Here is a 22,004-nt window from a genome sequence, read left to right as displayed (position 1 = left end):
TGTAATTTCAGCAAAACCCTCTGTGCGGGCTTGCCGAAAAGTAAATATGCGTCACTGTAGGATAAGGGACTTCTTTGTAAGCCCCCAATCGAGGACGCTTAGATGCTTAATTCAAAACAAAGCCGGTTTTTCTACTTCAGTGTGCTGGGCATATTGTTGTCGGTGATGGCTTGCGATAGCGTGCCTCAAGCCGATCGCTCAGTTTTCGGCCCGAACGGCGAGAAATGGTGTTTTGAGTACAACGCTTGGAAGCATATCAATAGCGACCGTCTCAACTGCGGCGAGTGCAACAGTCCCTGCCAAAACGATCAGGTTTGCTTTCAGGGCGAATGCATCGCCAGCGAAAGCGATAACCCCATCAACAACCCATCAGCAACGACTAGCAATGGCCAGCAATTCTGCAGCTACTATGCAAGCTGTTTTTCCTACGGTTGCAACGCAGCGTGTGAAGATGACAGCGAATGTGCTGCAGTCGAAGAAGCCTGCGCCGTAAATGAACTTGACGACATGAGTGTCGATGAACTTCGTAGCTTCATGGGAGGCCAGCTTTTTTGTGAGCCCAGCACCGGTCAATGCGTCGCGCAATCGTACGAACTGCCGCCCGATCCGGTGGATGACGGCACTGGCAACGCTGGAGATGGCAGCGGCTATGTCGCTCCTCCGCCTCCAACCAACAGCGATACGAGCTGCGGCAGCAGCCATACCAACTGCACCCTCACCGATAAAGTGTGTGACAATGGCGTGTGCGTGTGCACAGGCTGTGAGCTTAACGGAACATGTTATTCTGAAGGACAAAGCTATTTTCTTTGGTCCTGGCCGGGCACTGTATGTGGCGCAACGTGTTTCTGCGGCAGCAACGGGTGGGCAGGATGCTCAGCAAAGCCCTATTGTCCGGTTTGAGCGCTCCGAAGACAAGATGATTTCAGTCATCCGCCACCTGGCCCTTAAAAAGATAGGCGCCTTAGCGTAGGCTCTCTCGGCAGTGCCTTCAAATAGCTCCCAACAATCCATCAGCCAACACAAGACAGCCTTGTTTGCTTTTTTGGCGGGTCAACCTGTCGATAAAACATTCACGCTAGTCATGCCAACGCAGGCTTCCGCGATCCAGCTCGCTGAACAACTCAAACATAACAATTCTATCCAAATTAAGATCGAGGTAACCACAGCTATAGATCTTGCACTGGCCATCGGCAAAAACTCCAAGAATAAACCCACCTTTAACATCGCCACACCCAGCGAACGCGCTTTTCTAATTGCTGACATATTGGATTTGCCGCATTTGCCCGACAAACTCGCAAAGTCATTGGACCGCTACCGTCTTGGCTTTAACGATAAGAAGCAGAGCACGAACTATCTGCAGGATCTGTCAGTTCGGTATGAGCAAGCCCTTCTTAAAGCATCCTTACTTGATGAAGCCATGGCCTTTTCTCTGGCCGAAGAAGCGCTCAAGGACAAAAAAGAGAAAAGCTACCCTACCAATGAAAGTTTATGGATATGGACGACAAGTCAACTGACATCCCCAAAAGAGCTCGCTTTCTTACAGTCTTTGATGACGTGTTATCCGGAAGTTCATACCAGCGAAGAGCTCTTCGCGAAGAAAGCTTCGGAACAAAACGACTCAAGCTCGCCCAAGCGATATTCTTTCGCCCGAAAAAATACACAACCACTTGAAGAATCACTGGCTACGCTTTTACTTGAACAAGCTCATAAAGGCATTGCATTTTCCCGAATGGCTATGGCTTGTGGCAACAACGAAAGCTTGCGCTTGGCTATTGAGCGTCAGTGCATCGATGCTCAGATCCCGCTGCATAGCCCAGCGCAAACAGCTCAAGTGTCTATTGAAGGTTTGGCATTGCTTGCCATGTTGCGATTTAAGCAAAGCAACTTTAGCCGAGAAGCGCTCTGCGACTATCTATCGCTGGATCCACTTCCGGGACTTGACCCCAGCTGGGAAAATACTTTTTTGGATAAAGAATGGATCGAAGGGGCTCAGATCTGGGAGAATGCCAAATTGGCGGATTTAATGCGTTTATCATGCCAATTATGGCATGTTTGGACCGATTTCAAGCCAAATTAAGTTTACGGGACTGGGCTGGATCATTACGAGAGCTTGCCCTCGTGGCGCTTCGAAACCCGGGCTCCCTTGAAGGCATCTTTTCTTTGATTGAATCCTCTTCAAGCACCGAAAGCAAAACGCTCGATGAGCTTTGCGCGCTTCTAGAGCCCCTACTTGCAACACGGCAAGAGACAAGTGAAGCAAAAGCTGGGCTGCACTTTGTAAAGGACGATGATCTGATTGGATGCGACTTTGATCTTGTAGTGGATCTACGAGACGCGAGCACAACACTCGATATCGCTCAACACTGCAACATCGAACTTTGGAGCGTAGACGAAAACGCCCTTAGCGCGAACCAAGCTTCTGATTTGCATCTGCACGCTCCCGATCAGAGTAGTTTCGCTAAGCGATACATTGAAAAGCTCACGCAGCAGAGCCCTGAACAATCCACAGGCCAGGGACGGCATTGGCTGAGCGTCAACACATTTCTAGCACGTTCCTTACGGCGCAGAGCCATGCGTTATCGAAAAGGGCCTTGGACGAGAGAAGACGGCTTTAGCAAAGCTTGCAAAAGCGCCATGCAAGAACTTGCGGCTCATCAACTTGGGGCGCGCTCTTTTTCACCCACCGCACTGCAGCACTACGCCGCGTGCCCTTATCGTTTTTTCTCTATGCACTGCAAGCCATCCGACCGCGAATGGCTATTGAAAAGAGCAGCTACCTCAATCCTTTGGAGCGCGGCAGTTTAATTCATGAAGTTCACTACCGCTTCTTGAGCACTCTAAGGCAAGACGGAAAGCTCCCGTTGCAGGCCGAACAGTTTTCAAGCATTCAAAGCACACTCGATGCTGTGCTTGATAGCGTCCAAGCAGAATACCAAACACGTTGCTTGCCAGTTTCAGACTATTTATGGAAACAACAAATTAGTTCCTTTCGTGTCGATTTGCATTTTTGGCTCCACAGCCTATTTAGGCAACAAGCATGGGTGCCGGTATTTTTCGAACTGTCATTTGGACTTTACCCTCGTGCGGCCCAAGACGAGCACAGCTCGGCATCTCCGGTTGCGCTGCCATCCGGGCTTCAGCTTCGCGGCTCGATCGACCTTGTTGAGCAAAATGCAGAAGGTGCTTTGCGCGCTGTTGACTATAAGACCGGAAAAGCACAAAGCAAAGAAGGCCTCATCATCGGTGGTGGACAAATTCTACAGCCCGTTTTGTATGCTTTGGCATTAGAGCAACTGTTCAAAGACAAAAAAGTCGAAGAAGGCGTGCTCTATTACAGTACATTTCGAGGCAGATTTACCCAACACGCAGTAAAAACAACAAGGCTGGCACGAGACTATGCTCATTTGCTTAGCCAATCGCTCGACCATGCCTTGAGCGAAGGTTTTTTTGTGGCGGCACCAGAAAAAGGCGCATGCCGCTTTTGCGACTATCAAACACTCTGCGGCCAAGATGAAGAATGGCGCACGAATGAACTAAGAGACAAAAAAGCATTGTTAACATTGCAGCGCCTAAGGCAGACGCCATGAGCTCCACCCAAAGCCTTGCATCAGCCTCAAAGACAAGTGAATCCTGTTGGCTTCATACAACGAAGCTAAGTGCAGTCCACGATTTCCTAAAGGACCGTATCGAGCAAAAACAAATCAATCTGATTCTTTGCCCAAACGAAGCGTCTCGCGCCGTGATAAGTGACATGTTTAGTTCACTGTGCATTGTAGAGAGCCTGAGTCGTTGGTCACACCATCTCCGATCAGTTCTTTTTCCAAGAAATCCGAAAGATGCAGCTTTGCTCTTTTTGGATGAAGCAGCACATACGGAACACCTTCATCATGCATTTGGATTGTGGTTTAGGGCAATTTCAGAGCAGCCCCCCGAAGGAATACGTCGCTTTTTGCTTTTGCGCTCCTTGCGCTTCGAAGAGTCTTCCCCGATTGAAATAATTCGTGAACTCGTCGTAAAAACGAGCAAACAAGCTGACTACCAACTAGGCTTAGCCAGCCTCCCACCAGACTGGAGTTTAGAAACACAAATTGCTCAATGTTTCGAAAAACTACAAAGCTTCAGCTCACAGCTTGAGCCACACGCGGAACAGGCAAATGGTTTCTTGAGGGAAAGCTTAAACACTATTCTTTTGGCTGCCGAGCGCTGTCGACTGTGCCACGAGCTTGATGCAAGCAATAACGAACTGCTGTGCTCTTACTTGCTTGAACTTGCCCATGAAAAGAGCTGGGACTGGAAGGGTTCGGGCCAGAAAGTTGGAAAACTTAGCCGCAACACTGTCCTTAGCAAGCGGCTTGCTTTGAAGAATTGCGTGCAAGAATTCGCGCAGAACTACTTAAGTTATTGCGAAACAAAACTACAAATCGACTTGAAAGATTTTCACGATTTTTTCGCAAGGTACAAACAAGAGAATTTTCTTGAAGATGCCAATGACTCAATCGCTGCCTTGCAAGAACGCACAGAAGAAGATTCCGACTTTAGACGAAAATCACGGGAGTGTTTTAGAACGCTGTGTCTTGTTGATATTCAAGATTTCTCTCAACAAGCGAAAGTCTTTCTAAGAACGCACTATTTACCACTAGACAATGACTGTTTGTGGACAGTGGTAGAGCAAACTCTGCTCGCTTGCGATAAGCAAGTTTCAGACAACCTGAAAGCTTCGTTCACCGGACAAACGCTCTATATTCCCGAAACGCTGCGACCTAAAGATCTTGCGGGGGATAAACTCTCTTCGGCGCTTAGACTTCTAGACAAGAGCACTTTAGCAACAGAGCATACGCTGCCAGCAATTGTTGCACTGCCAGTTCCTCACCCTTATACCGATTTCGGCAAAATACTGCCCTTTCAGATTGAACAAAGCTATCCCCAATCCGTCGCTGCTTTCATCGACTACATGATTCACGAGAGCGGCTGGCTTATTCCCGATCCCGCAGATCCAAAAACAAGCATTCCTATTCAATGCAATCATGTCGCCCTAGCTTTCATTCGCTCGAAAGACGGAACGCGCGATGTCATGGCGCCCTATACCGAAGCCTTAATGCAGCGCGGTATCGCTCACCGCTGTTTATCGTCAAGCACTTTTAAAAACGAAGAAGCGGTGCGTTGCCTTGTTGCAGCGTTGGAATGCATCGACCGGCCTCACGATCGATACGCAATGTTAGCTTCGCTTCGCAGCGCGTTGTTTGCTTTTCGGGATGATCTATTGTTCGCTCTTTTTTCAAAAGAACGCAGCAGAGCCTTCGACACGATATCCGTCGAAGAAGAAACAGATAAAGACGAAATCGGCCATAGGAAAGATCTCAATAGCGCTTTAGACCTTCTCCGTGATCTTCACTCGCAACGAAACATACGTGGTTTAGCTGAAACCCTTCGTATATTGCTCAGAGCCACTCATTTTTATGAAAATGTGAGTTTTTGGCAGACAGCCACGCAGAGCTTAATCAACATCAGGTATCTGGAAGAACAAGCCCAACATATCGACCATAGCTATCCAGCATCTTTTCGTAATCGACTCGACCGTTTGCTAAAGCAGCTCGATGGCTTCTCGATTCCAAAAGCAGAGTGCAACCCTGGAATTCATTTTTTTCTATGCTCGGAGCCGCACTACGCAAGTTATCCGATTGTGATTCTTTGCGAACCAACAGCCAGCGAATGCTTTCATGCTTTTGCTCATTTGAAAGCAACCCCAGGCGAGCAGGATTGCTATACTAGCGCTCTTAGGCGCGCTGTAGCATGTGCCGAACAAAGCATCATCGCCCCTGTCGTTGGCGATGCAAAAACAGCGGGCTGGATTGATGAGATGCATCCTGCTCTCTACCCCCACGAGCAGCAACCTAGTAGCTACAAGCATTCCTTACTTTTGCCCGCCTTTGGCAAGGACTCGGTACTTGAACGCCCTGCAGCGCTTCGCATGCAAGCCCATCTTACCATTCGACCTGGATTTCATCGACCTGAAAAAGGTGAGCACGAAGTGTTATGGTGGGATCCTTCACTGCTAAAGCTAGAAAAGATACAGAGAGGAGGTATTGCACAAGCACACTTACTCCAAGCCAAAGCAAGTGCTCCGGAACAAGGCAAAGCTGACTACGAAACATGGCGACAGTGGCATGAACAAGCGTTGTTTAAAGGACAGTCTCAGTAGAGTCGCTTCATCTGTGCGCAACTACCCAACGGATACCGATTGCTTCGAAGGTAGCAGAAGCGAAAGCACAGCTAAACTCATGCCGACACCGCGCCAAAAGGCTAGAATAAAGCCAAATGGAAGATAGCTTAGATAGCGTAATTTCCTTGTTCGGGAGATCAACGCCAAAGCCATCGGTAGCTGCAGCAGTAGCAAGAGCATCGCTGAAACGATAAGTGGCCACCATGACAAGACAACAAGCGGCAATGTCGCAAGGCAGCACATGGCAAGCGGGGGCTGCGCATAGTCAATCTTGCCAGCATAGGAATCACCGCCTGCCCGCTTTGGGTGTTTCTTATAAAGCCAGATGCGCCAATAGCCTTGCTTGGCTTGGACCTTTAGATACTTAAGCAAAGCCGTAAGGTGATAGTGTTTCACTCGCGATTCCGCATCAAAAGCAAGTGTAAAACCGCCTTCCATGATTCGGTATGCAAGCTCTACATCTTGTGCCTTTAAGAAGCGTTCATCAAAACCACCCACTTGTTCGAGCACTTTTTTACGAATGAGAATATTAAACGTTGCAAGAAAGCTCACACGATTCGGCATCCGCAAATGACGTTCGACAATCTCTTCATGAATCAGCGACGCAACAAGCGAATGAGTGTTCATGTTGCCGTAACTTCCGCCGACAGCACCCACCTTTTCGTCTTGCATATATGGAAGCAAACGCTCTAAAGCACCTGCTTCAGCCACACAATCTGAATCGACAAACCATACAAGGTCGCTTTGTGCTTGTTTCCAACCCAGATTGCGTGCCGAGCCTGCGCCACGACCTGCGCCCTCAAGGTAGCGAACGGGATAGCTCTTTATAATGGATGCGGTCTCGTCTTTTGATCCGTCATCTACGACGATAATCTCCGAAAGCAACGCATTTTGTTGCAGTGGCAGCAGCGCATCAAGACAGGGGCCAATCGTCTGAGCCGCATCACGTGCAGGAATAACAAGTGTAACCGAAAGTGAAGACATGCGACGAGTTTCTAGCTTTGTCGGTTTTGTGTTGAAGAGGTGTCAGCGGGTTCGATGGCATGCCGAATAGCAATATCGCGAACCAATTTAGTGATTTCCCGATCCACACGTCGCATACGCACGAAGATAAGGAAAAACGCAATAAGGGAGGCAACCACAAAAGAGTAAAGCACCAAGTCAGTGCCGCGACCAATACCTACAAAGCGCGCAATGTCAGCAGTCATGTTTGGCATTAAAATCGCGATAAAGGTCGCAACAAACAGCATAAACCACAGAAGCCACACGCCCGCTCGACCATGCGTGACAACACCTCGATAAAATGTCGTGACAATCAGGAGAGATAAGATACCTAGACTGACAATTTGAAAAATACTCATTTGATGTACTTTCCGAGCAAATAATCCAAAGCGATGCTTATGGCGGCAGTCGCACGCTGTCCTTTTGCACGCGAATATTCCGTGTAGTGAATCGTTACGGGAATTTCTCGATAGCTCAAATGATGAATACGTATCTCGTCAAGAATCTCACTGGCATGAGCCATGCGATCAAGTGTGATTTCGATCTTTTCGGCAGCCTTTCGAGAAAAAGCACGCATACCATTGTGCGCATCCGAGACCTTCAGCCCTGAAGTAAGCCGCGAGAACAAAACGGCCACGCGCAGCAGTGCACGGCGCGAAGGCGGCAAAGATGCGTTGTCTTTCAAGAAACGCGAACCCAAGGCAACGTCAACTTCCTTCTTTGCAACAGCTTCGATGAGGTGAAACACATCAGCAAGCTCGTGTTGTCCGTCCGCATCGTAGGTAACGATAATCTCGGCACCTTTCAGAAGTGAAAAACTAATGCCGGTCTGAAGGGCAGCACCCTGACCACGGTTGACAACATGACGTAGAACCGCCGCTCCAGACCGCTGTGCAGCAAGCACAGTATCGTCACTGGAACCATCGTCGACGACAACGATGTTTTTAAAATACTGACGAAGATTACTGACAACTTCCCCGATCACCTGCTCTTCATTGTAAGCAGGCATCACAATAAATACGCCATCGGTAGATAGCTCGCGCAGCGCTAAGTCCTGCTCGATATCAACTATTGCTTTAGCTTCCTCAGACATCAGATCATCCGCCAGGGCTTGCTTTACCACAACAACACTGCAGCGTCATGTGGCTTAACGAACCGCCCCACGAAGCGGCTCTAGCTCTAAATCATAGCTTTTACCATGGGATGCACAAGATCGCCTTTCACTACTTTTTGCTGCCGAAGCTTATGGCAAAGCTCAACGGAAGGCCGCACCTCATCGAGGCCGAAGCCTCCGCCTTGGAGCACATCTCGGTAAACCTCGGTGTGAAGTTCAGTGAAGCCAGAGGAAAACTCTAGATCTTCGCCATCGACGGTAATCGCTCGATATGCGGGTTTACCTTGCTCAAGGTAGCCCTTGGGTAAATCATTCTTATCAACCGATAGAAACCACCGGACCCTAGCGTGCTCTAGCTCAAGGAAACCACCCATCTTGCTGTCGGTGCTTATGTGTAACTCGCTAGTAGCACACGGACCAAAGACCCACATCAAAAGATCAAAGAAATGAATACCAACGTTTGTCGCAACGCCTCCTGATTTTTCAACATCTCCCTTCCACGACACTCCATACCAAGGACCACGGCGTGTAACGTAAGTTAACAAAACATCTTTCTTTTTAGATCGATCGCTTTTTTGAATTTCTTGTCGCAAGTTCTGTAACGATGGAAGCAAGCGAAGTTGAAGCACAGTGGAAACTTTTTTCTCAAACTCTCGCTCTAACTCGGCAAGCGCATCAACGTTCCATGGTGAAAGAACCAAAGGTTTTTCACAGATCACATCTGCGTGCAAACGCAGACCAAGACGAACATGCGCATCATGAAGATAGTTTGGTGAGCAAACAGAAAGATAGTCAATTCTAGCGCTAGTATTTTCTCGACGTTGTTTTTCCAGATGCCGATCAAAGCGCTCTATCTCTGTAAAAAACCGAAGCTTCGGGAAAAAACCGATCGATCACACCCACCGAGTCCTTGGGGTCCGTCGCAGCGACAAGACGGTTACCTGTATCGTAGATAGCCTGCAGGTGACGTGGCGCGATGTAACCAGCTGCGCCAATCAATGCGAAGTTTTTGCTCATTGAAATATCCTTCTACCCCAGAGCAATAAAGCTCTGTATTGACATGCTTAAATACAATTTATGAAAATGCGATATAAACCCGTCACGTTTGAAAAACTACCCTCGAGGTATAATTTGAGAAATGACGATTAAATTGGACAAATTGAAGAGCAAGGCCGTGAGTGTTTTTCTTGTTCTGTGGACCTTTGCCCTCTGGCTTTTGGGTGGCTGCGCAAGCGCAGGCACGGGTACCGGAGAACTGGAATCCGCTTCACAGCAAAACCGTTCTTCCGGTGCGGAAAATGGCTCCGCAACTTCAACGCGCCAAGCTTTGGGCCCGGTGCATTTTGACTGGAAGTCCGATGGCCCGAGTGTGGTCAGAGGACAGGTGCGCGCTATCTTGCCTACCGGGAAAATCTTTTGGGGTCAGTTTATGCAGGTCACCAGTGAAACGGTTGAAACCGATTATGCACCTTATTGGCGTGGATGGAATCCAGGCTGGTACGGCTGGAATACACCGTGGGGAACCTATGGAATGGGGGGTGACGGATACTACCAACGTTTTGTGACCCACTATTCAGGCCGCGTTATTGCAACACTTCGAGCCCAAGACGGCACCCGCATGCGCTGCCGATTTGTACTTGCTTCTCCATCGAACGGTCTTGCTGGAAGTGGTCAAGGTGACTGCCAACTCTCGACAGGCGAGCAAATCAATGATGTCGCTCTTATGGAGGGTCAAAGACAATGGAAATAACCCATGTATAAAACCACTAAACCACCCGAGATGGTGCAATGCATGATCTGCGAGCAAGACAAGGCAAAGCACCGTTGCGCCGTACCTGCTGCGCTTCGGCCTTCACTCTCTGAGTTCATGGCCGAGCGTCATTCTAAGGACTGGAACGATCGGGGCTACGTTTGTAAATCGTGCTTGGATAACGAACGGCAGCTTCATGTGCTTTCCCAGCTAGAAAAAGAACGCGGCCAACTCTCGAGCATGGAAGCTGAAGTCTTACGCGTAGCTACAGCGCACACTTCTATTGCTGAACATCTAGACGAGCAATTCGAAACCAAATTAACCGTTGGGCAACGCGTTGCCGATCGCGTGGCGCGCGTGGGCGGCTCTTGGCCTTTTGTTATCGCTTTTAGTGTTTGCCTTAGTGCCTGGATAGCGCTCAACACCATCGTACTTCGAGCCGAAGCCTTTGATCCCTACCCCTATATTCTTCTTAATCTTGGCTTGTCGTGTCTTGCTGCCATCCAAGCGCCCATTATTATGATGAGTCAAAATCGTGTCTCCTCGCGTGATAGGCTCGAAGCAGACGCCGACTTTAGAACTAACCTTAAGTCCGAAATCGAGATCGCTGCACTGCACGAAAAAATCGACCATCTTTTGCACGTGCAGTGGGAGCATATGGTTGAAATTCAGCAAACCCAACTGGACCTGCTTTCCGAGCTTCGAGCTAACCGCGACTGAGCCAAGGCCTACGAAGGAATACACGATGATGTGGATTGAGCTTGTGAGTCATGCTTCTTTGGCGCTTATCGTCCTTGCCCTGATTGCAACCGGCCTTGGTTTGCCCTTACCAGAAGATATTCTACTTCTGCTCGCCGGAGCTCTTTGTCATCGGAGCCATCTTTTCATTCCTTGGACAATTCTTGGCTGCGCACTTGGTGTACTTGGCGGTGATATATTGCTTTTTAGCACCGCTAAGCATCTAGGTAGCAAGGCGCTCGATAAAGCCTTATTTCGAAAACTTTTACCAAAACAACGCCAGGCTCGGATTAGTGCCATGTTTCAGAAACGAGGTGCTGTGATAATTTTTGTGGCGCGACATCTAGCCGGCATACGCGCAGCAGTTTTTGCTATGGCTGGAATGCACGGGATGCTTCTAAAAAAGTTTATGTTTTGGGATATGCTTGGCATGTGCATCAGCGTCCCACTGATGGTTAGCCTCGGTTACCTATTTTCCGAACACTTGGATCTTGTACAAAAAGGTGTATCAAGTACTGAACACTGGCTCGCAAGCACCGCCGTGATCGCAATATTAGGCTTTCTCATGTTCGGCGCACTTTCTCGTAAACACCTAGAATAATGACTTGTAATACAAAGACGGCGATAAGCATTGCAATCAAGACCAAGGGATAAGGATAGGGAGATCAAGCAATAAAGCTGCAAGAGACGTTTCTTTCAAGGTTGGGCCTCCGTGCAATACTTTTTATTCTTTCATCATGTTAAGATAACAGTCGAATTTGCAGTGGACCCGCTTGTCATGGAGACGCAGAAATCGCTGAGAGCCAGGGACTGGGCAAATAGCGATCCAAAAAGGTATCGACTTTGGCCTGCACCGCCGGATCGTACCAGCGAGGTCCTCCATGTTCAGCACCTTTGATCAGTGCGAACTCGACAGACACATGGTGGCGTTTAAGTGCCGCCCAGAGCAACTCCGACTGCTTTGGCGGGACCGTGCAATCGCTATCACCAGCCATGATCAAAAAGGGCGGCGTCTTCGCGCTTAGGTAGGTGATCGGGTTGGCAGCGCGCGCCGCATCGGGGCACTCGAGAACGGGACATTCGAGCAGCCGTGATTCAGGCGAACTTGCTGCAGTACTATCGCGATGAGACTTACACCGCGCGGGCCACTGGTGAGACATCGCAAGAAAGTCACTTGGACCCCACCAATCGATCACCGCCTGAACCTCCGACGAGATACCAACATAGTCACCCACTGCAGCATTATCCATATGGCCGGTCGTTCCAACCAAAGCTGCAAGATGACCACCAGCCGATGCACCCCAAATCGCAATATGATTAGGATCGATGTGGTAGTCCGATGCGTTTTTCTTGAGGAAGCGTACCGCATTTCGCACATCGACAAGCGCTGCTGGGTACGGAGCCTCCCAACTCAGTCGATAACCTACGCCGACTACAACATACCCACGCTCGAGTTGGCGCAACGCAAATTCGCTCTCACTAAGCCGAGAACCACCTGCCCAGCCTCCGCCATGAACCCATAACAAGGCAGGCAATCGCATATCTGAGGAGTCAGTCGGAAGATAAATGTCGAGTTTTTGCTGAGGACTTTGAGAGTTGTAAGTGACCCCGCGGTAGATGCGCGATGATATAGAATTACGCGTTTCGATCTTGTCTGTCACAGGGCCAACGTCAGACGGTGTTACCGGAATATAGTTCGACGTGTTCCTGCACGCATATCCCGTAAGACTCACACAAAACAGCACACCGACTATCCTAAGCAAAAAAAACATCTTTAAACCATTCATATGAAGACTTCATAGCGCTGCATCTTCAAACCCAACTCAGAACAGCAGGTCCTATCTACATGATACCGTGAGCGAAGAGCAAGCTGTCATTCCGGTTGAAAAACCAGGTAATTCACCTTTGATTCGAGCCTCCGTTGGTAACCGGACCGTAAACGGGCTACCTTGCCAGACTCACCATCACACGGGGGAGAAATTCAGATTTCGTGATCGACTCGAGCCGCAACAATCCCCTGGGAGGAGGCACAATGGCCAACAGCATTTTTAAACAGAAACTAAAATTCCTACTTCTGTTTTTTTGCAGTTTTGTATTTTCGCCACTGGCATGTGCTGCTTCGGTAAAACCGGAAGCAAGCACACCCGATGAACCTGACTCTTTTGAAAAGCTCGAACCTTCAAAGGAGATCAAAGAAAGTGACAAAGCGAACGACGGTCTTGAAGGCGCTGAAACGTGGGAAGATGATTCAGTCGAAGGGGACGCCGATGACAGCCCTGAAGACAACCAGTCCGATGATGATTACTGACAACATCTAGGAACAACACGGGAAGAGTAGTCTTGTTACACAAGGTCGATTGAGTTGTGCTTCCAAATTTCGGGGCATGTCGCACCAACGACACGTGACACGCTGGATTTTGAAGGTCTTAAGTTTTTTAAAGCACCTTACAACCAACAAACATAAAGGAACTGATAGGATTCATTGTGCCAAGCTAGTCTCGAAGCTACCGAATGCATCATGCCTATTTAGCAAGGTGCGCCCCTTTATTCTTTCGACGGCCTTTGGATGCACTGCACTTTGGTTGCACTATCTTATCCTTGTTCACGCAATCTTATGGAGCGGGTTGCTAACATATGCTGTGAATCAAACCGGAGACGCAACCCTCCGCTACGGAGCCGCGTTAAGTCCATGGCCAGGCAGAGTCTACGTACGCGGTTTTTTGCTTTCGGTTCATGACAGTCATGTACAGATGCAGATCGAAAGCAACTATGTGCAAGGAAGCATTTCTATTACCGATCTTTTTTTCAAGGAAATGCATGTAAGAAATGCCCGAGCCAAAGCTTTGCGCTTTCGTATTCGCGCGGTTCGTGATGCTGGCACACTGACTTCTACCGAACTATCCCGTCTTCCTGAGATCTTTGGCTGCAGTTCACCTTTTAGAACACCCAGCATGATTGCGAGCGTGACTCCTGATGATTTGTGGACAGCGCGCGTTGATCAGCTCTCTGCACCATTGAGCGAAATTTGGATTGAGGAACAACACTATACTGGCAGCGCATCCCTTGAGGGAGGATTTTACTACAAACCTCTGCGAGCACTGGGCATTTCTGACTCACGTTTTAAGGCTCAGCAGCGGCAAGGTAACGATTGGGAAACGGCTATTCATCGAGGAAGTGTCATTGAAAGCGCGTGGACAACTCGTGCACACAGATTTCACGCCTAACTCGAAGCTAAACCCCTGGCCGCATCTGTTAGCCCAGGTTCAAGGTCATCTTCAAACACCCCCTGACATGCTCGAACCCTACTACAGTAGCCACCAGCTTAGGCCTTTGAGCGGGAAGGGCAAACTGGATTTCAATCTTATGTTTAACCATGGGGTTGTGCAGGATGGCAGTCACCTAAGCTTTCACTCCACGAACGCCGGTCTCACAAAAAACGGTCTGTCACTAAAAGGCAGGCTGACGCTCCACAGTCGAGCGAGAAGAAACATTGGTTTTACACGTGTCGCACTGCATGGAGCACAAGTGCATCGTACACAGGATCTCAAAGTGAAGACCAAAGCGATACCAGGCATTCGATTGATCCGTCTCGATGCCCACCACAGCCTCAAGCCACAGCGCTTTTTCTCTAGTTTGGCTGGTAAGGCTGAGGTAACCGAATTTAGCTTACCCTCAACGGCTTGGCTTAACCCTTGGTTTTCGTCCGCTGGTTTGCATTTAGCTAACGGCACGACCTTTGCCCATACTGCATTCGATTTCGATGCACGCAGAAAGCTTTCTGGTCATCTCCACATCGAAACACGCAATCTTGGAATTGCAACGAAGACCGTTCATCTAAAAACATCCTTCAAGAGTCAAATGGATCTTGACTATGATTTTAAGAAAAAGACTGGATCAGTGCGCAATGGCACTATTGATTTGAAACCTTTGCGCATTACCTTGCAAGATAATCTGCCCATCAACTGGCAAGCAGTACTGCAAACGCCTAGAATTCGCTTCCGAGATCTTCCTCCACAATACTATTTCGGCAGGGTCATGCTGCGTGCACCCAGTGCTAAACCTTTTATGGTCTGGGGTATCAAATCTGTTTTTTTGCGCGATATCGCAAGTTCGCTGCTAGCTATGAGTGGTTCTACTACTGGCGTATTTGTACTTCAAAGAACGCCGAAGGGCACCGAAATCAATATCGAACACATCAACAACGGGAGCCTCACGATCACAGGTCAGGTCATTGCGGATAGACAGGGAACGCACGGACAAATCAAGGTTAAGGCAGGTCCCATCTCCAAAACAATTGCGATTGGCCCCTAGTGTTCACGCTCAAGAAAAAGCCACAGTGACCAAATAAAGACTGGCTGCTAGCTCGTCGTTCGCGGCCAAGGCAACGCCCCGCAAGGTTGCTCTGCCACAGTGTACCCGCAAAGCAACGCAGTCAGCACTAATTCTATTGAAATCATGACGTATTTCAGAGCTGTCCAGCGATGGCAACGATCCTGCTCAGACGACAAAAGCCGTATCACGCGCGTTGACCCAAACACCCCAACATGCTAGTTCAGCGCCGCCTAGAATTGAGTGGAAGTTGAGCGGGCGCCAGCGCCCCGCAAACGCGTTATTGGGGTAAAAAAAGCATGCCAGACTTAGCACACGGGAAAATTAAACAGGTTGTCGGCCCAGTGGTCGATGTTGAATTTGAAGCCGGAAAACTCCCTCAAATCCTGACCGCATTGAAGGTCACAAACCCTTCAATCAACGATAAAGAGCACAATCTCGTCTTGGAGGTTTCACAGCATCTGGGCGAAAGCACCGTTCGTGCGATCGCAATGGATGCAACTGAAGGCCTGGTTCGCGGCATGCTCGTCACAAACACAGGCAGCCCCATTGCCATGCCAGTTGGCAAAGAAACCTTGGGACGTATCCTCAATGTCGTGGGCGAACCCGTCGACGGTGGCGGTCCCGTCAATGCAACCAAGTATGCACCCATTCACCGTGAGCCACCTAAGTTTGTTGAGCAGAGCACCAAAGTTGAAATGTTCGAAACGGGCATCAAAGTTATCGATTTGCTTGCTCCTTATCGTAAGGGCGGAAAAATCGGTCTCTTCGGTGGTGCTGGCGTTGGTAAAACAGTACTTATCATGGAGCTCATCAACAACGTGGCTAAAGCACATGGCGGCGTCTCTTGCTTTGCCGGCGTTGGTGAACGTACCCGTGAAGGAAACGATCTCTTTTTGGAGATGAGTGAATCCAAGCTTGAAAGCGGTGAGCCCGTTGTTTCAAAAACCGCTCTCGTTTACGGCCAGATGAACGAGCCGCCTGGTGCGCGCGCCCGCGTTGCACTTAGTGCACTTACCGTCGCCGAGCACTTCCGGGATGAAGAAGGCCAGGACGTGCTTCTCTTCGTGGATAATATTTTCCGCTTCACCCAGGCCGGCTCCGAAGTCTCCGCGCTTCTCGGACGTATCCCAAGCGCAGTGGGCTACCAGCCAACCCTTTCAACGGAAATGGGCGCTCTGCAAGAGCGCATTACTTCAACCACCAAAGGTTCCATTACCTCAGTGCAAGCGATTTACGTGCCTGCGGACGATTTGACCGACCCTGCCCCTGCTACGACCTTTGCTCACTTGGATGCAACCACCGTGCTTAGTCGCCAGATTGCTGAAATGGGCATCTACCCTGCTGTGGATCCACTTGATTCAACCTCAACCCTGCTCGATCCTCATGTTCTTGGCGAACGACACTACAGAGTGGCGCGTGAAGTGCAGCAAACCCTGCAGAAGTACAAAGATCTCCAAGACATTATTGCAATCCTTGGTATGGACGAGCTTAGTGAAGACGATCGCATGGTGGTGGATCGCGCACGTAAGATTCAAAAATTCCTATCGCAACCCTTCTTCGTGGCTCATCAGTTCACCGGCCTAGAAGGAAAGTACGTTCCATTGGAGGAAACGCTTTCAGCTTTTGAAGAGATTCTCAGCGGCAAACTCGACGATCTTCCCGAGCAGGCCTTCCACTTGGTCGGCAACATCGATGAAGTTCGCGCCAAAGCAGAACGACTCACCAAATCGGCAAACTAAACATGAACGGACTTCCCACAAGCTTGCATCTGGAAGTTGCTACGCCGCTCGGCCAAGCACTATCGCTTGAGGTCGACTACATCGAAGCACCCAGCGTCTGGGGACAGTTTGGCGTTTTCCCGGGGCATTTACCTCTTTTGGCCTCTTTGAAGATTGGCATTATTAGCTACAGGCAAGGTGGTCATGTGCATCGCGCAGCAATTGGTGCCGGCTTTGCTGAGGCGGGTCCCGATCGCGTTCGTATCATCACCGACCGTTTCTCTGCTCAAGAAGAAATTGACGCCAAGAACGTGCGAACAGAACACGAAAAAGCCAGCTTGGAGCTAAAAGATTTGCTCGCTCATTCCGATAGCGACCCCAACAAGATCGAAGCGTTGGAACATGACATCGCATGGTGCCAAGCCAGGTTGGATATTGGATCGAACTAGGCGTGATTTATGCTTGTTAGCAAAGGCGTGGGTTTCGAAGGAGGGCAGCGCTCCGGACCTTTCAAGACCACACACTGCGGATGCCATAAACGCTATTCATTCCCGAGATGATCTTAGTGCGCCACATGCAGACGCTCCTGCGCAGTGCCCTCCTTCGAAACCCACCACTGCAAAGCATGTACTAACTACGATGAACCGTTCCCAACGGAAGAACGGTCTAGTCTTGTAAGCGTGGATCAGAGCTGCTGCATCCGAGCGTCTGCATGTAGCGCACAGTAGTCTAACAGGAGTAAGTGAGTCTTATGCCATCCGCAGCTGTTAGTCTTGAAGGCTCGGATGCAGCAGCTCTGATCCACGCTACGCCTGCCAACACAACACTCAGCCAATGCTATGATTTAAATTCATAATATTTACGGATAGTTGACATAGTTGCCCGTGACAATTTTTCTGCGTGGTGTATCACTGCGTGGCCATGACCCGATCCCTTACACGCCATTTAGCACTAGCGACCGCATTTATCGTATGGGTACTTATTACCTGGGGTGGAATCGTTCACAGTACCGGCTCGTCCTTAGCCTGCCCCGACTGGCCTCTGTGCTTTAGTGAACTCTTCCCAGAAATGAAAGGCCACGTTGCGATTGAGCACGGACATCGCATGCTAGCGACCTTGGTGGGCTTTCTCACGATCGTTTTAACTGTCCTACTTTGGACAAATCGTCGTAGCGCTAAGAAAAAAGAGCAAACACAGGGATTCACTCTGCATCGTTTGGGATTTTTCGCGCTTTTCTTGGTGATTTTTCAAGGTGTTCTGGGCGGACTTACGGTCATCTACCACTTACCGCTCCTGGTATCCTCAGCTCATCTAGCCACCTCTCTTTTGTTTCTATCAATCATCTTGTGGATTGCCTTTGAAAGTAAGGGCGAGCAGCTTAAAGATAGCATCAAACGCGACCTTTCCGCTCCCTACGCCTGGTCTGCGCTTGCTGTCCTGCTTATCTATCTGCAGATGATAGTTGGCGCGTTGGTCCGCCACACCGGCTCTGGAATGGCCTGCGGCACCGATGTGATCTTATGCGATGGTCAACTTTGGCCTGCATGGGCACCCGCGCGTTTGCACATGCTTCATCGCTTTACAGCAGTTTTGGTCTCGCTTGTTGTGCTCATCTCAGCAAGCAATATCCTGTGGTCACTAAAAAAACAGCCTAAAATCAAAGCCCTACAACGCTTCGCATGGATGCAATTCGCACTGCTAGCGCTGCAAATCACCCTCGGAATAAGCAACGTCAAATACGCGCTCAACCTTCATTCCGTCTCAGCACACCTCTCTGTTGGCACGCTTTTATTGGCTAATTCCGTCTGGATATTTCTTTGGCTTAGGGCCTTGCGTCAGGCGGCTACGCCAAGCACAATCCGCCCAGAGTCTTTTCCAATGCCTCACACGGCAAAGGTGGTTAGTTAATGGACAATACACTCGTTTCTGAAAACTCTAGGAGTCTTTCCCTACGAGACTTATTTGCGCGTAGTAAACCTCGCATTTCCAGCATGGGTCTTTTGACCACGGCTTGCGGCTGGGGGCTTGCGCCTGTCGAAGTCTCGCTGATCACTTCCTTAGCCACACTCCTGGGAACGCTGATGATTGTTGCAGCGGCAAATACACTCAATTGTTGGTTGGAGGTTGAAGTCGACTCCCACATGCCACGTACCGCCAATCGCCCTTTGCCTGCAGGTCGCTTAGAGACATGGGTCGCACTAGTTATGGGCCTCGTACTTGGAGTAGCATCAGTGCTGGTCCTTAATTTCGCCGTAAACTCCCTGACAGCTTTAGTTGGAGCAAGTGCTCTTTTTCTCTATGTCGGCGTTTACACACCTCTAAAACTAAAAACCCCATATGCTTTACTCATCGGGGCCATACCAGGAGCAGCTCCTCCATTGATGGGCTGGACCGCAGCAACCGGCCGCATTGATTTGGCGGGGTTTACGTTGTTTGCCATTTTATTTCTGTGGCAATTGCCTCATTTCATTGCCATCAGTATTTTTAGAAAAGACGAATATGTTCTCGCTGGGATTCGTGTCTTTCCTTGGGCTAAGGGACTCAAAAGTGCAAAACGACATGCTGCTTTTTACACGATGCTACTCTTCATTGCATCGATGGTGCTCTACGCGATTGGCCTCGTCGGATCGATCTATCTTACCGTTGCTACGCTAAGTGGAACCGTGTTTTTGGCTTGGGCCTTGTGGGGGCTTCAAGAATATAAAGAACGTCGATGGGCAAAGAAGTTCTTTCTTTTGTCTTTGCTCTACGTAACCTTGCTTTTCCCCGCCATGGTCTTCGACGCAATTTGAGCCTATTTGATGCATGAAACCTTGCTTAAACTCGACCAGCTTTCGCTGAGCTACGGCTCCAAGCGTGTTTTAGACGGTATTGATATCCAAGTAGGAAAAGCTGAAATTGTTGGACTGCTCGGCCCGAACGGCTCAGGTAAATCAAGCGCCATTGCAGCCATGTTGGGACTTTGCAACGCAGACTGTCAGCAGTTTCAATGGAAGAATAGAGTAATCCGCCTTGGGGATCCTCACTTCAGACAACAAATTGGCGTATTGCTTCAAGCGGGAAGTATCGATCCCAAACTAAGCGCCGTCCAAAACTTACGACTCTCAGCCAAACTTTATGGTGTTCCTAAAAAGCTAGCCACACAACGAATCGAAGAGTGGCTGGCTTTCTCAAGCCTCAGTGAACAAAAAGATCAGCAAATCAAAACTTTTTCTGGAGGCATGAAGCGGAAAGTCGAATTTGGACGTGCCTTACTTCACCAACCCGAACTGCTTATCCTCGATGAACCCACGACGGGCTTCGATGAGCTTGCCTATCAACAAAGCTGGTCTTACCTCGTACAAGAAAAAGAGCGGCGAGAACTAAGTATCTTGCTCACCACACACCGCCCAGAAGAAGCAGAGCGTTGCGATCGCATCTTGCTTCTCGACCAAGGCAAGATCATCGCTCAAGGATCTCCCGCAAAGCTAAAGGGCGCTTTAAAAGGCGACGTCATCCAACTTGAATGCAAGGCTCCTTCCGAAGTTGCCCTAGAAATACAACAAAAACTTAATCTCAAAGCACTGGTTCTTGCCGATCGTGTTCAAATTACACACGCTGAAGGACACAAGTTGATTCCTCGACTCATTGAAAATCTTGATGAGGGTAAAGTGCTCTCAGTATCCATGCATCGGCCAACCTTGGCCGATGTGTTTATTCAATATACAGGCCGCTCGTTTAACGGACAACACGCATCATGAACGCAAATCTCTGTACCGTTCAAGTTCTTTGGCAACGTGAATTATTGCGCTTTGTAAAAGAAAAAAGCCGCATCGTGGGAGCTCTCCTGCAACCACTACTGCTCTGGGGTCTTTTCGGCGTAGGAATGGGAAGCGTCTTTTCTGCACCAGGCAACAACCAAATGAACTACATGGAATTCTTTTTTCCTGGGGTTCTTGTGATGATGCTTTTGTTCAGTTCGATTTTCGCCACAATGTCTCTTATCGAAGATAGGCATGAAGGACTGCTGCATTCCATACTTGTCGCACCTGGATCACGCGGCGCCATCGTGCTTGGAAAAAGCTTCGGCGCAAGCAGCGTTGCCATCGTGCAGTCGATTCTTTTTCTAGGCCTAGCGCCTTTAGCAGGGTTAAAACTATCGACCATCGACTGGCCAATGCTGTTTTCGACCTTGGTATGGGGTTCTTTATTACTTAGCTTCATCGGTTTTGCAGTAGCATGGCTTCTGGACTCCACCCAGGGCTATCACGTCATTATGAGTGTGTTGCTTATACCGCTTTGGGTTTTATCTGGCGCGATGTTTCCTGTGCCGGCATTTTTGATTCAAAGTAAGATTGCCTTCTTGAACCCCATGACATTTATCTCAGATCACATGCGTCGAGCTTTATATGGGGGTCAAATGCCAGAGGGATTTACCGCACTTGTTTCAAACCCCTCTCTTGAATTGGCAGTGTTGATTATCGCCACTGTTTTGGCTTTTTTCATTGCCCATTGGGCTTGTCGGGTAAAACGTTAACATGCCAAGGGCAACGGCCTTGGTTTCTCTATCTATCCTATGCGCAGTAAATCTGCTGGTCGGCGGCTGCGGCCATCAAAAAAAAGCAGAAGAAGCTCTACCCATTTTAGCTAACGTTCCCAACTTTGAGCTACGCGATGAGCTTAACCGTAGCTTCTCTCCCACACAACTACGAGGCAAAGCTTGGGTCACGCACTTCTTCTTTACAAGTTGCCCATCAGTCTGTCCTTTGCTTATGACAAAGTTATCGAACTTTCATCACAAGACTCAGGACATTCAAATGAACTATCAAATTGTTTCGATCACCGTTGATCCAGAAACGGACGATCCGAAAACACTTTCGGCCTACGCCAAGACCAATCACTACGCCAGTCCTAATTGGACATTCCTAACCGGAGATAGCTCTGCGATACGTCAAGTTGCAGTCTCTGCATTCAAACAAAGTATTGGCACTCGCAAACAAATCAATGCCAACAGCAGTCAATATGACATTCTTCACGGAACTCATTTGGTATTAGTCGATAAAAACTCACGCATCCGTGGCTTTTTTGCGAATGACAACGAGGGATTTACCCAACTTGAAAAAGCTCTTCGGTTACTTTTGGAGAACTAGA

General features: G+C 49.1%; 22 protein-coding genes and 1 pseudogene. 18 read left to right on the top strand and 5 right to left on the bottom strand.

Annotation, left to right across the window (positions count from 1 at the left end; all coding sequences use genetic code 11):
* Positions 1-102: 102 nt before the first annotated feature.
* The 5 genes from IPJ88_07710 to IPJ88_07690 all read left to right on the top strand — a co-directional run bounded on the left by IPJ88_07710 (position 103) and on the right by IPJ88_07690 (position 6,199).
* Entirely contained in the window at positions 103-900 is a 798-nt protein-coding gene (locus IPJ88_07710) for a hypothetical protein (protein QQR91596.1), read from the top strand.
* A gap of 82 nt (positions 901-982) precedes the next feature.
* Positions 983-2,077: a hypothetical protein gene (locus tag IPJ88_07705; GenBank protein ID QQR91595.1), complete on the top strand. Its 1,095-nt coding sequence runs from the start codon at positions 983-985 to the stop codon at positions 2,075-2,077.
* The gene (locus IPJ88_07700; GenBank protein ID QQR91594.1) at positions 2,044-2,805 is read left to right on the top strand and encodes a hypothetical protein; all 762 of its coding nucleotides are present in this window, start codon (positions 2,044-2,046) and stop codon (positions 2,803-2,805) included. The genes IPJ88_07705 and IPJ88_07700 overlap by 34 nt, the downstream gene beginning before the upstream one ends.
* Positions 2,706-3,587, top strand: coding sequence for a PD-(D/E)XK nuclease family protein (locus IPJ88_07695; GenBank protein ID QQR91593.1), 882 nt, complete (start codon positions 2,706-2,708; stop codon positions 3,585-3,587). Before IPJ88_07700 ends, IPJ88_07695 begins: the two co-directional genes overlap by 100 nt.
* Positions 3,584-6,199, top strand: a complete 2,616-nt coding sequence (locus tag IPJ88_07690; GenBank protein QQR91592.1) for a hypothetical protein — start codon at positions 3,584-3,586, stop codon at positions 6,197-6,199. The genes IPJ88_07695 and IPJ88_07690 overlap by 4 nt, the downstream gene beginning before the upstream one ends.
* Positions 6,200-6,220: 21 nt before the next feature.
* Here the strand turns inward: IPJ88_07690 and IPJ88_07685 are convergent, their stop codons facing one another.
* From IPJ88_07685 to IPJ88_07670, 4 genes and pseudogenes are all read right to left on the bottom strand, one after another.
* Complete coding sequence (locus tag IPJ88_07685; protein QQR91591.1) at positions 6,221-7,204, bottom strand: glycosyltransferase; 984 nt, start codon at positions 7,202-7,204, stop codon at positions 6,221-6,223.
* A gap of 11 nt (positions 7,205-7,215) precedes the next feature.
* On the bottom strand, positions 7,216-7,581 hold the full coding sequence (locus tag IPJ88_07680; GenBank protein ID QQR91590.1) for a DUF2304 domain-containing protein: 366 nt from the start codon (positions 7,579-7,581) through the stop codon (positions 7,216-7,218).
* Complete coding sequence (locus tag IPJ88_07675; protein QQR91989.1) at positions 7,578-8,315, bottom strand: glycosyltransferase family 2 protein; 738 nt, start codon at positions 8,313-8,315, stop codon at positions 7,578-7,580. The genes IPJ88_07680 and IPJ88_07675 overlap by 4 nt, the downstream gene beginning before the upstream one ends.
* A gap of 86 nt (positions 8,316-8,401) precedes the next feature.
* Positions 8,402-9,353: pseudogene (locus IPJ88_07670) on the bottom strand (Gfo/Idh/MocA family oxidoreductase).
* Between the two features lie 121 nt (positions 9,354-9,474).
* On the opposite strand from IPJ88_07670, the gene IPJ88_07665 reads away from it, so the two are divergent.
* Genes IPJ88_07665 through IPJ88_07655 form a run of 3 tightly spaced genes read left to right on the top strand, consistent with a single transcriptional unit; the run spans position 9,475 to position 11,425 of the window.
* On the top strand, positions 9,475-10,086 hold the full coding sequence (locus tag IPJ88_07665; GenBank protein QQR91589.1) for a hypothetical protein: 612 nt from the start codon (positions 9,475-9,477) through the stop codon (positions 10,084-10,086).
* A 3-nt stretch (positions 10,087-10,089) separates the two neighbouring features.
* Complete coding sequence (locus IPJ88_07660; GenBank protein ID QQR91588.1) at positions 10,090-10,806, top strand: DUF1003 domain-containing protein; 717 nt, start codon at positions 10,090-10,092, stop codon at positions 10,804-10,806.
* A 25-nt stretch (positions 10,807-10,831) separates the two neighbouring features.
* On the top strand, positions 10,832-11,425 hold the full coding sequence (locus IPJ88_07655; protein QQR91587.1) for a DedA family protein: 594 nt from the start codon (positions 10,832-10,834) through the stop codon (positions 11,423-11,425).
* 175 nt (positions 11,426-11,600) lie between these two features.
* On the opposite strand, the gene IPJ88_07650 is transcribed toward IPJ88_07655, so the two are convergent.
* Complete coding sequence (locus tag IPJ88_07650; protein QQR91586.1) at positions 11,601-12,485, bottom strand: alpha/beta hydrolase; 885 nt, start codon at positions 12,483-12,485, stop codon at positions 11,601-11,603.
* A 371-nt stretch (positions 12,486-12,856) separates the two neighbouring features.
* Between IPJ88_07650 and IPJ88_07645 the strand changes: the two genes are divergently transcribed.
* From IPJ88_07645 to IPJ88_07600, 10 genes are all read left to right on the top strand, one after another.
* Positions 12,857-13,132 (top strand): hypothetical protein, encoded by a 276-nt coding sequence (locus IPJ88_07645; protein QQR91585.1) that lies wholly within the window; start codon positions 12,857-12,859, stop codon positions 13,130-13,132.
* Between the two features lie 331 nt (positions 13,133-13,463).
* On the top strand, positions 13,464-14,048 hold the full coding sequence (locus IPJ88_07640) for a hypothetical protein (GenBank protein ID QQR91584.1): 585 nt from the start codon (positions 13,464-13,466) through the stop codon (positions 14,046-14,048).
* Between the two features lie 301 nt (positions 14,049-14,349).
* Positions 14,350-15,135 carry a hypothetical protein gene (locus IPJ88_07635; protein QQR91583.1) on the top strand — a complete coding sequence of 262 codons (786 nt, stop codon included), beginning with the start codon at positions 14,350-14,352 and terminating at the stop codon, positions 15,133-15,135.
* A 317-nt stretch (positions 15,136-15,452) separates the two neighbouring features.
* The gene (atpD, locus tag IPJ88_07630; protein ID QQR91582.1) at positions 15,453-16,895 is read left to right on the top strand and encodes a F0F1 ATP synthase subunit beta; all 1,443 of its coding nucleotides are present in this window, start codon (positions 15,453-15,455) and stop codon (positions 16,893-16,895) included.
* A gap of 2 nt (positions 16,896-16,897) precedes the next feature.
* Positions 16,898-17,323 carry an ATP synthase F1 subunit epsilon gene (atpC, locus tag IPJ88_07625; protein QQR91581.1) on the top strand — a complete coding sequence of 142 codons (426 nt, stop codon included), beginning with the start codon at positions 16,898-16,900 and terminating at the stop codon, positions 17,321-17,323.
* A gap of 472 nt (positions 17,324-17,795) precedes the next feature.
* Positions 17,796-18,782 carry a heme A synthase gene (locus tag IPJ88_07620; protein QQR91580.1) on the top strand — a complete coding sequence of 329 codons (987 nt, stop codon included), beginning with the start codon at positions 17,796-17,798 and terminating at the stop codon, positions 18,780-18,782.
* Complete coding sequence (cyoE, locus tag IPJ88_07615; GenBank protein ID QQR91579.1) at positions 18,782-19,666, top strand: protoheme IX farnesyltransferase; 885 nt, start codon at positions 18,782-18,784, stop codon at positions 19,664-19,666. The genes IPJ88_07620 and cyoE overlap by 1 nt, the downstream gene beginning before the upstream one ends.
* Positions 19,667-19,675: 9 nt before the next feature.
* Positions 19,676-20,614, top strand: coding sequence for an ABC transporter ATP-binding protein (locus IPJ88_07610; protein ID QQR91578.1), 939 nt, complete (start codon positions 19,676-19,678; stop codon positions 20,612-20,614).
* Complete coding sequence (locus tag IPJ88_07605; GenBank protein ID QQR91577.1) at positions 20,611-21,390, top strand: ABC transporter permease; 780 nt, start codon at positions 20,611-20,613, stop codon at positions 21,388-21,390. Before IPJ88_07610 ends, IPJ88_07605 begins: the two co-directional genes overlap by 4 nt.
* Before the next feature lies 1 nt (position 21,391).
* Complete coding sequence (locus IPJ88_07600) at positions 21,392-22,003, top strand: SCO family protein (GenBank protein ID QQR91576.1); 612 nt, start codon at positions 21,392-21,394, stop codon at positions 22,001-22,003.
* Position 22,004: the final 1 nt, after the last annotated feature.

Source organism: Myxococcales bacterium (genome assembly GCA_016699535.1).
Classification (GTDB): domain Bacteria; phylum Myxococcota_A; class Polyangia; order Polyangiales.
This window is presented reverse-complemented; position numbering and strand designations above follow the sequence as displayed.

Bases quoted from the DNA above. Each gene is read 5' to 3' on its own strand.
- IPJ88_07710 (QQR91596.1), top strand. From the start codon at position 103: ATGCTTAATTCAAAACAAAGCCGGTTTTTCTACTTCAGTGTGCTGGGC.
- IPJ88_07700 (QQR91594.1), top strand. From the start codon at position 2,044: ATGGCATGTTTGGACCGATTTCAAGCCAAATTAAGTTTACGGGACTGG.
- IPJ88_07690 (QQR91592.1), top strand. From the start codon at position 3,584: ATGAGCTCCACCCAAAGCCTTGCATCAGCCTCAAAGACAAGTGAATCC.
- IPJ88_07685 (QQR91591.1), bottom strand. From the start codon at position 7,204: ATGTCTTCACTTTCGGTTACACTTGTTATTCCTGCACGTGATGCGGCT.
- IPJ88_07680 (QQR91590.1), bottom strand. From the start codon at position 7,581: ATGAGTATTTTTCAAATTGTCAGTCTAGGTATCTTATCTCTCCTGATT.
- IPJ88_07675 (QQR91989.1), bottom strand. From the start codon at position 8,315: ATGTCTGAGGAAGCTAAAGCAATAGTTGATATCGAGCAGGACTTAGCG.
- IPJ88_07665 (QQR91589.1), top strand. From the start codon at position 9,475: ATGACGATTAAATTGGACAAATTGAAGAGCAAGGCCGTGAGTGTTTTT.
- IPJ88_07660 (QQR91588.1), top strand. From the start codon at position 10,090: ATGTATAAAACCACTAAACCACCCGAGATGGTGCAATGCATGATCTGC.
- IPJ88_07655 (QQR91587.1), top strand. From the start codon at position 10,832: ATGATGTGGATTGAGCTTGTGAGTCATGCTTCTTTGGCGCTTATCGTC.
- IPJ88_07645 (QQR91585.1), top strand. From the start codon at position 12,857: ATGGCCAACAGCATTTTTAAACAGAAACTAAAATTCCTACTTCTGTTT.
- atpD (QQR91582.1), top strand. From the start codon at position 15,453: ATGCCAGACTTAGCACACGGGAAAATTAAACAGGTTGTCGGCCCAGTG.
- atpC (QQR91581.1), top strand. From the start codon at position 16,898: ATGAACGGACTTCCCACAAGCTTGCATCTGGAAGTTGCTACGCCGCTC.
- IPJ88_07620 (QQR91580.1), top strand. From the start codon at position 17,796: ATGACCCGATCCCTTACACGCCATTTAGCACTAGCGACCGCATTTATC.
- cyoE (QQR91579.1), top strand. From the start codon at position 18,782: ATGGACAATACACTCGTTTCTGAAAACTCTAGGAGTCTTTCCCTACGA.
- IPJ88_07610 (QQR91578.1), top strand. From the start codon at position 19,676: ATGCATGAAACCTTGCTTAAACTCGACCAGCTTTCGCTGAGCTACGGC.
- IPJ88_07605 (QQR91577.1), top strand. From the start codon at position 20,611: ATGAACGCAAATCTCTGTACCGTTCAAGTTCTTTGGCAACGTGAATTA.
- IPJ88_07600 (QQR91576.1), top strand. From the start codon at position 21,392: ATGCCAAGGGCAACGGCCTTGGTTTCTCTATCTATCCTATGCGCAGTA.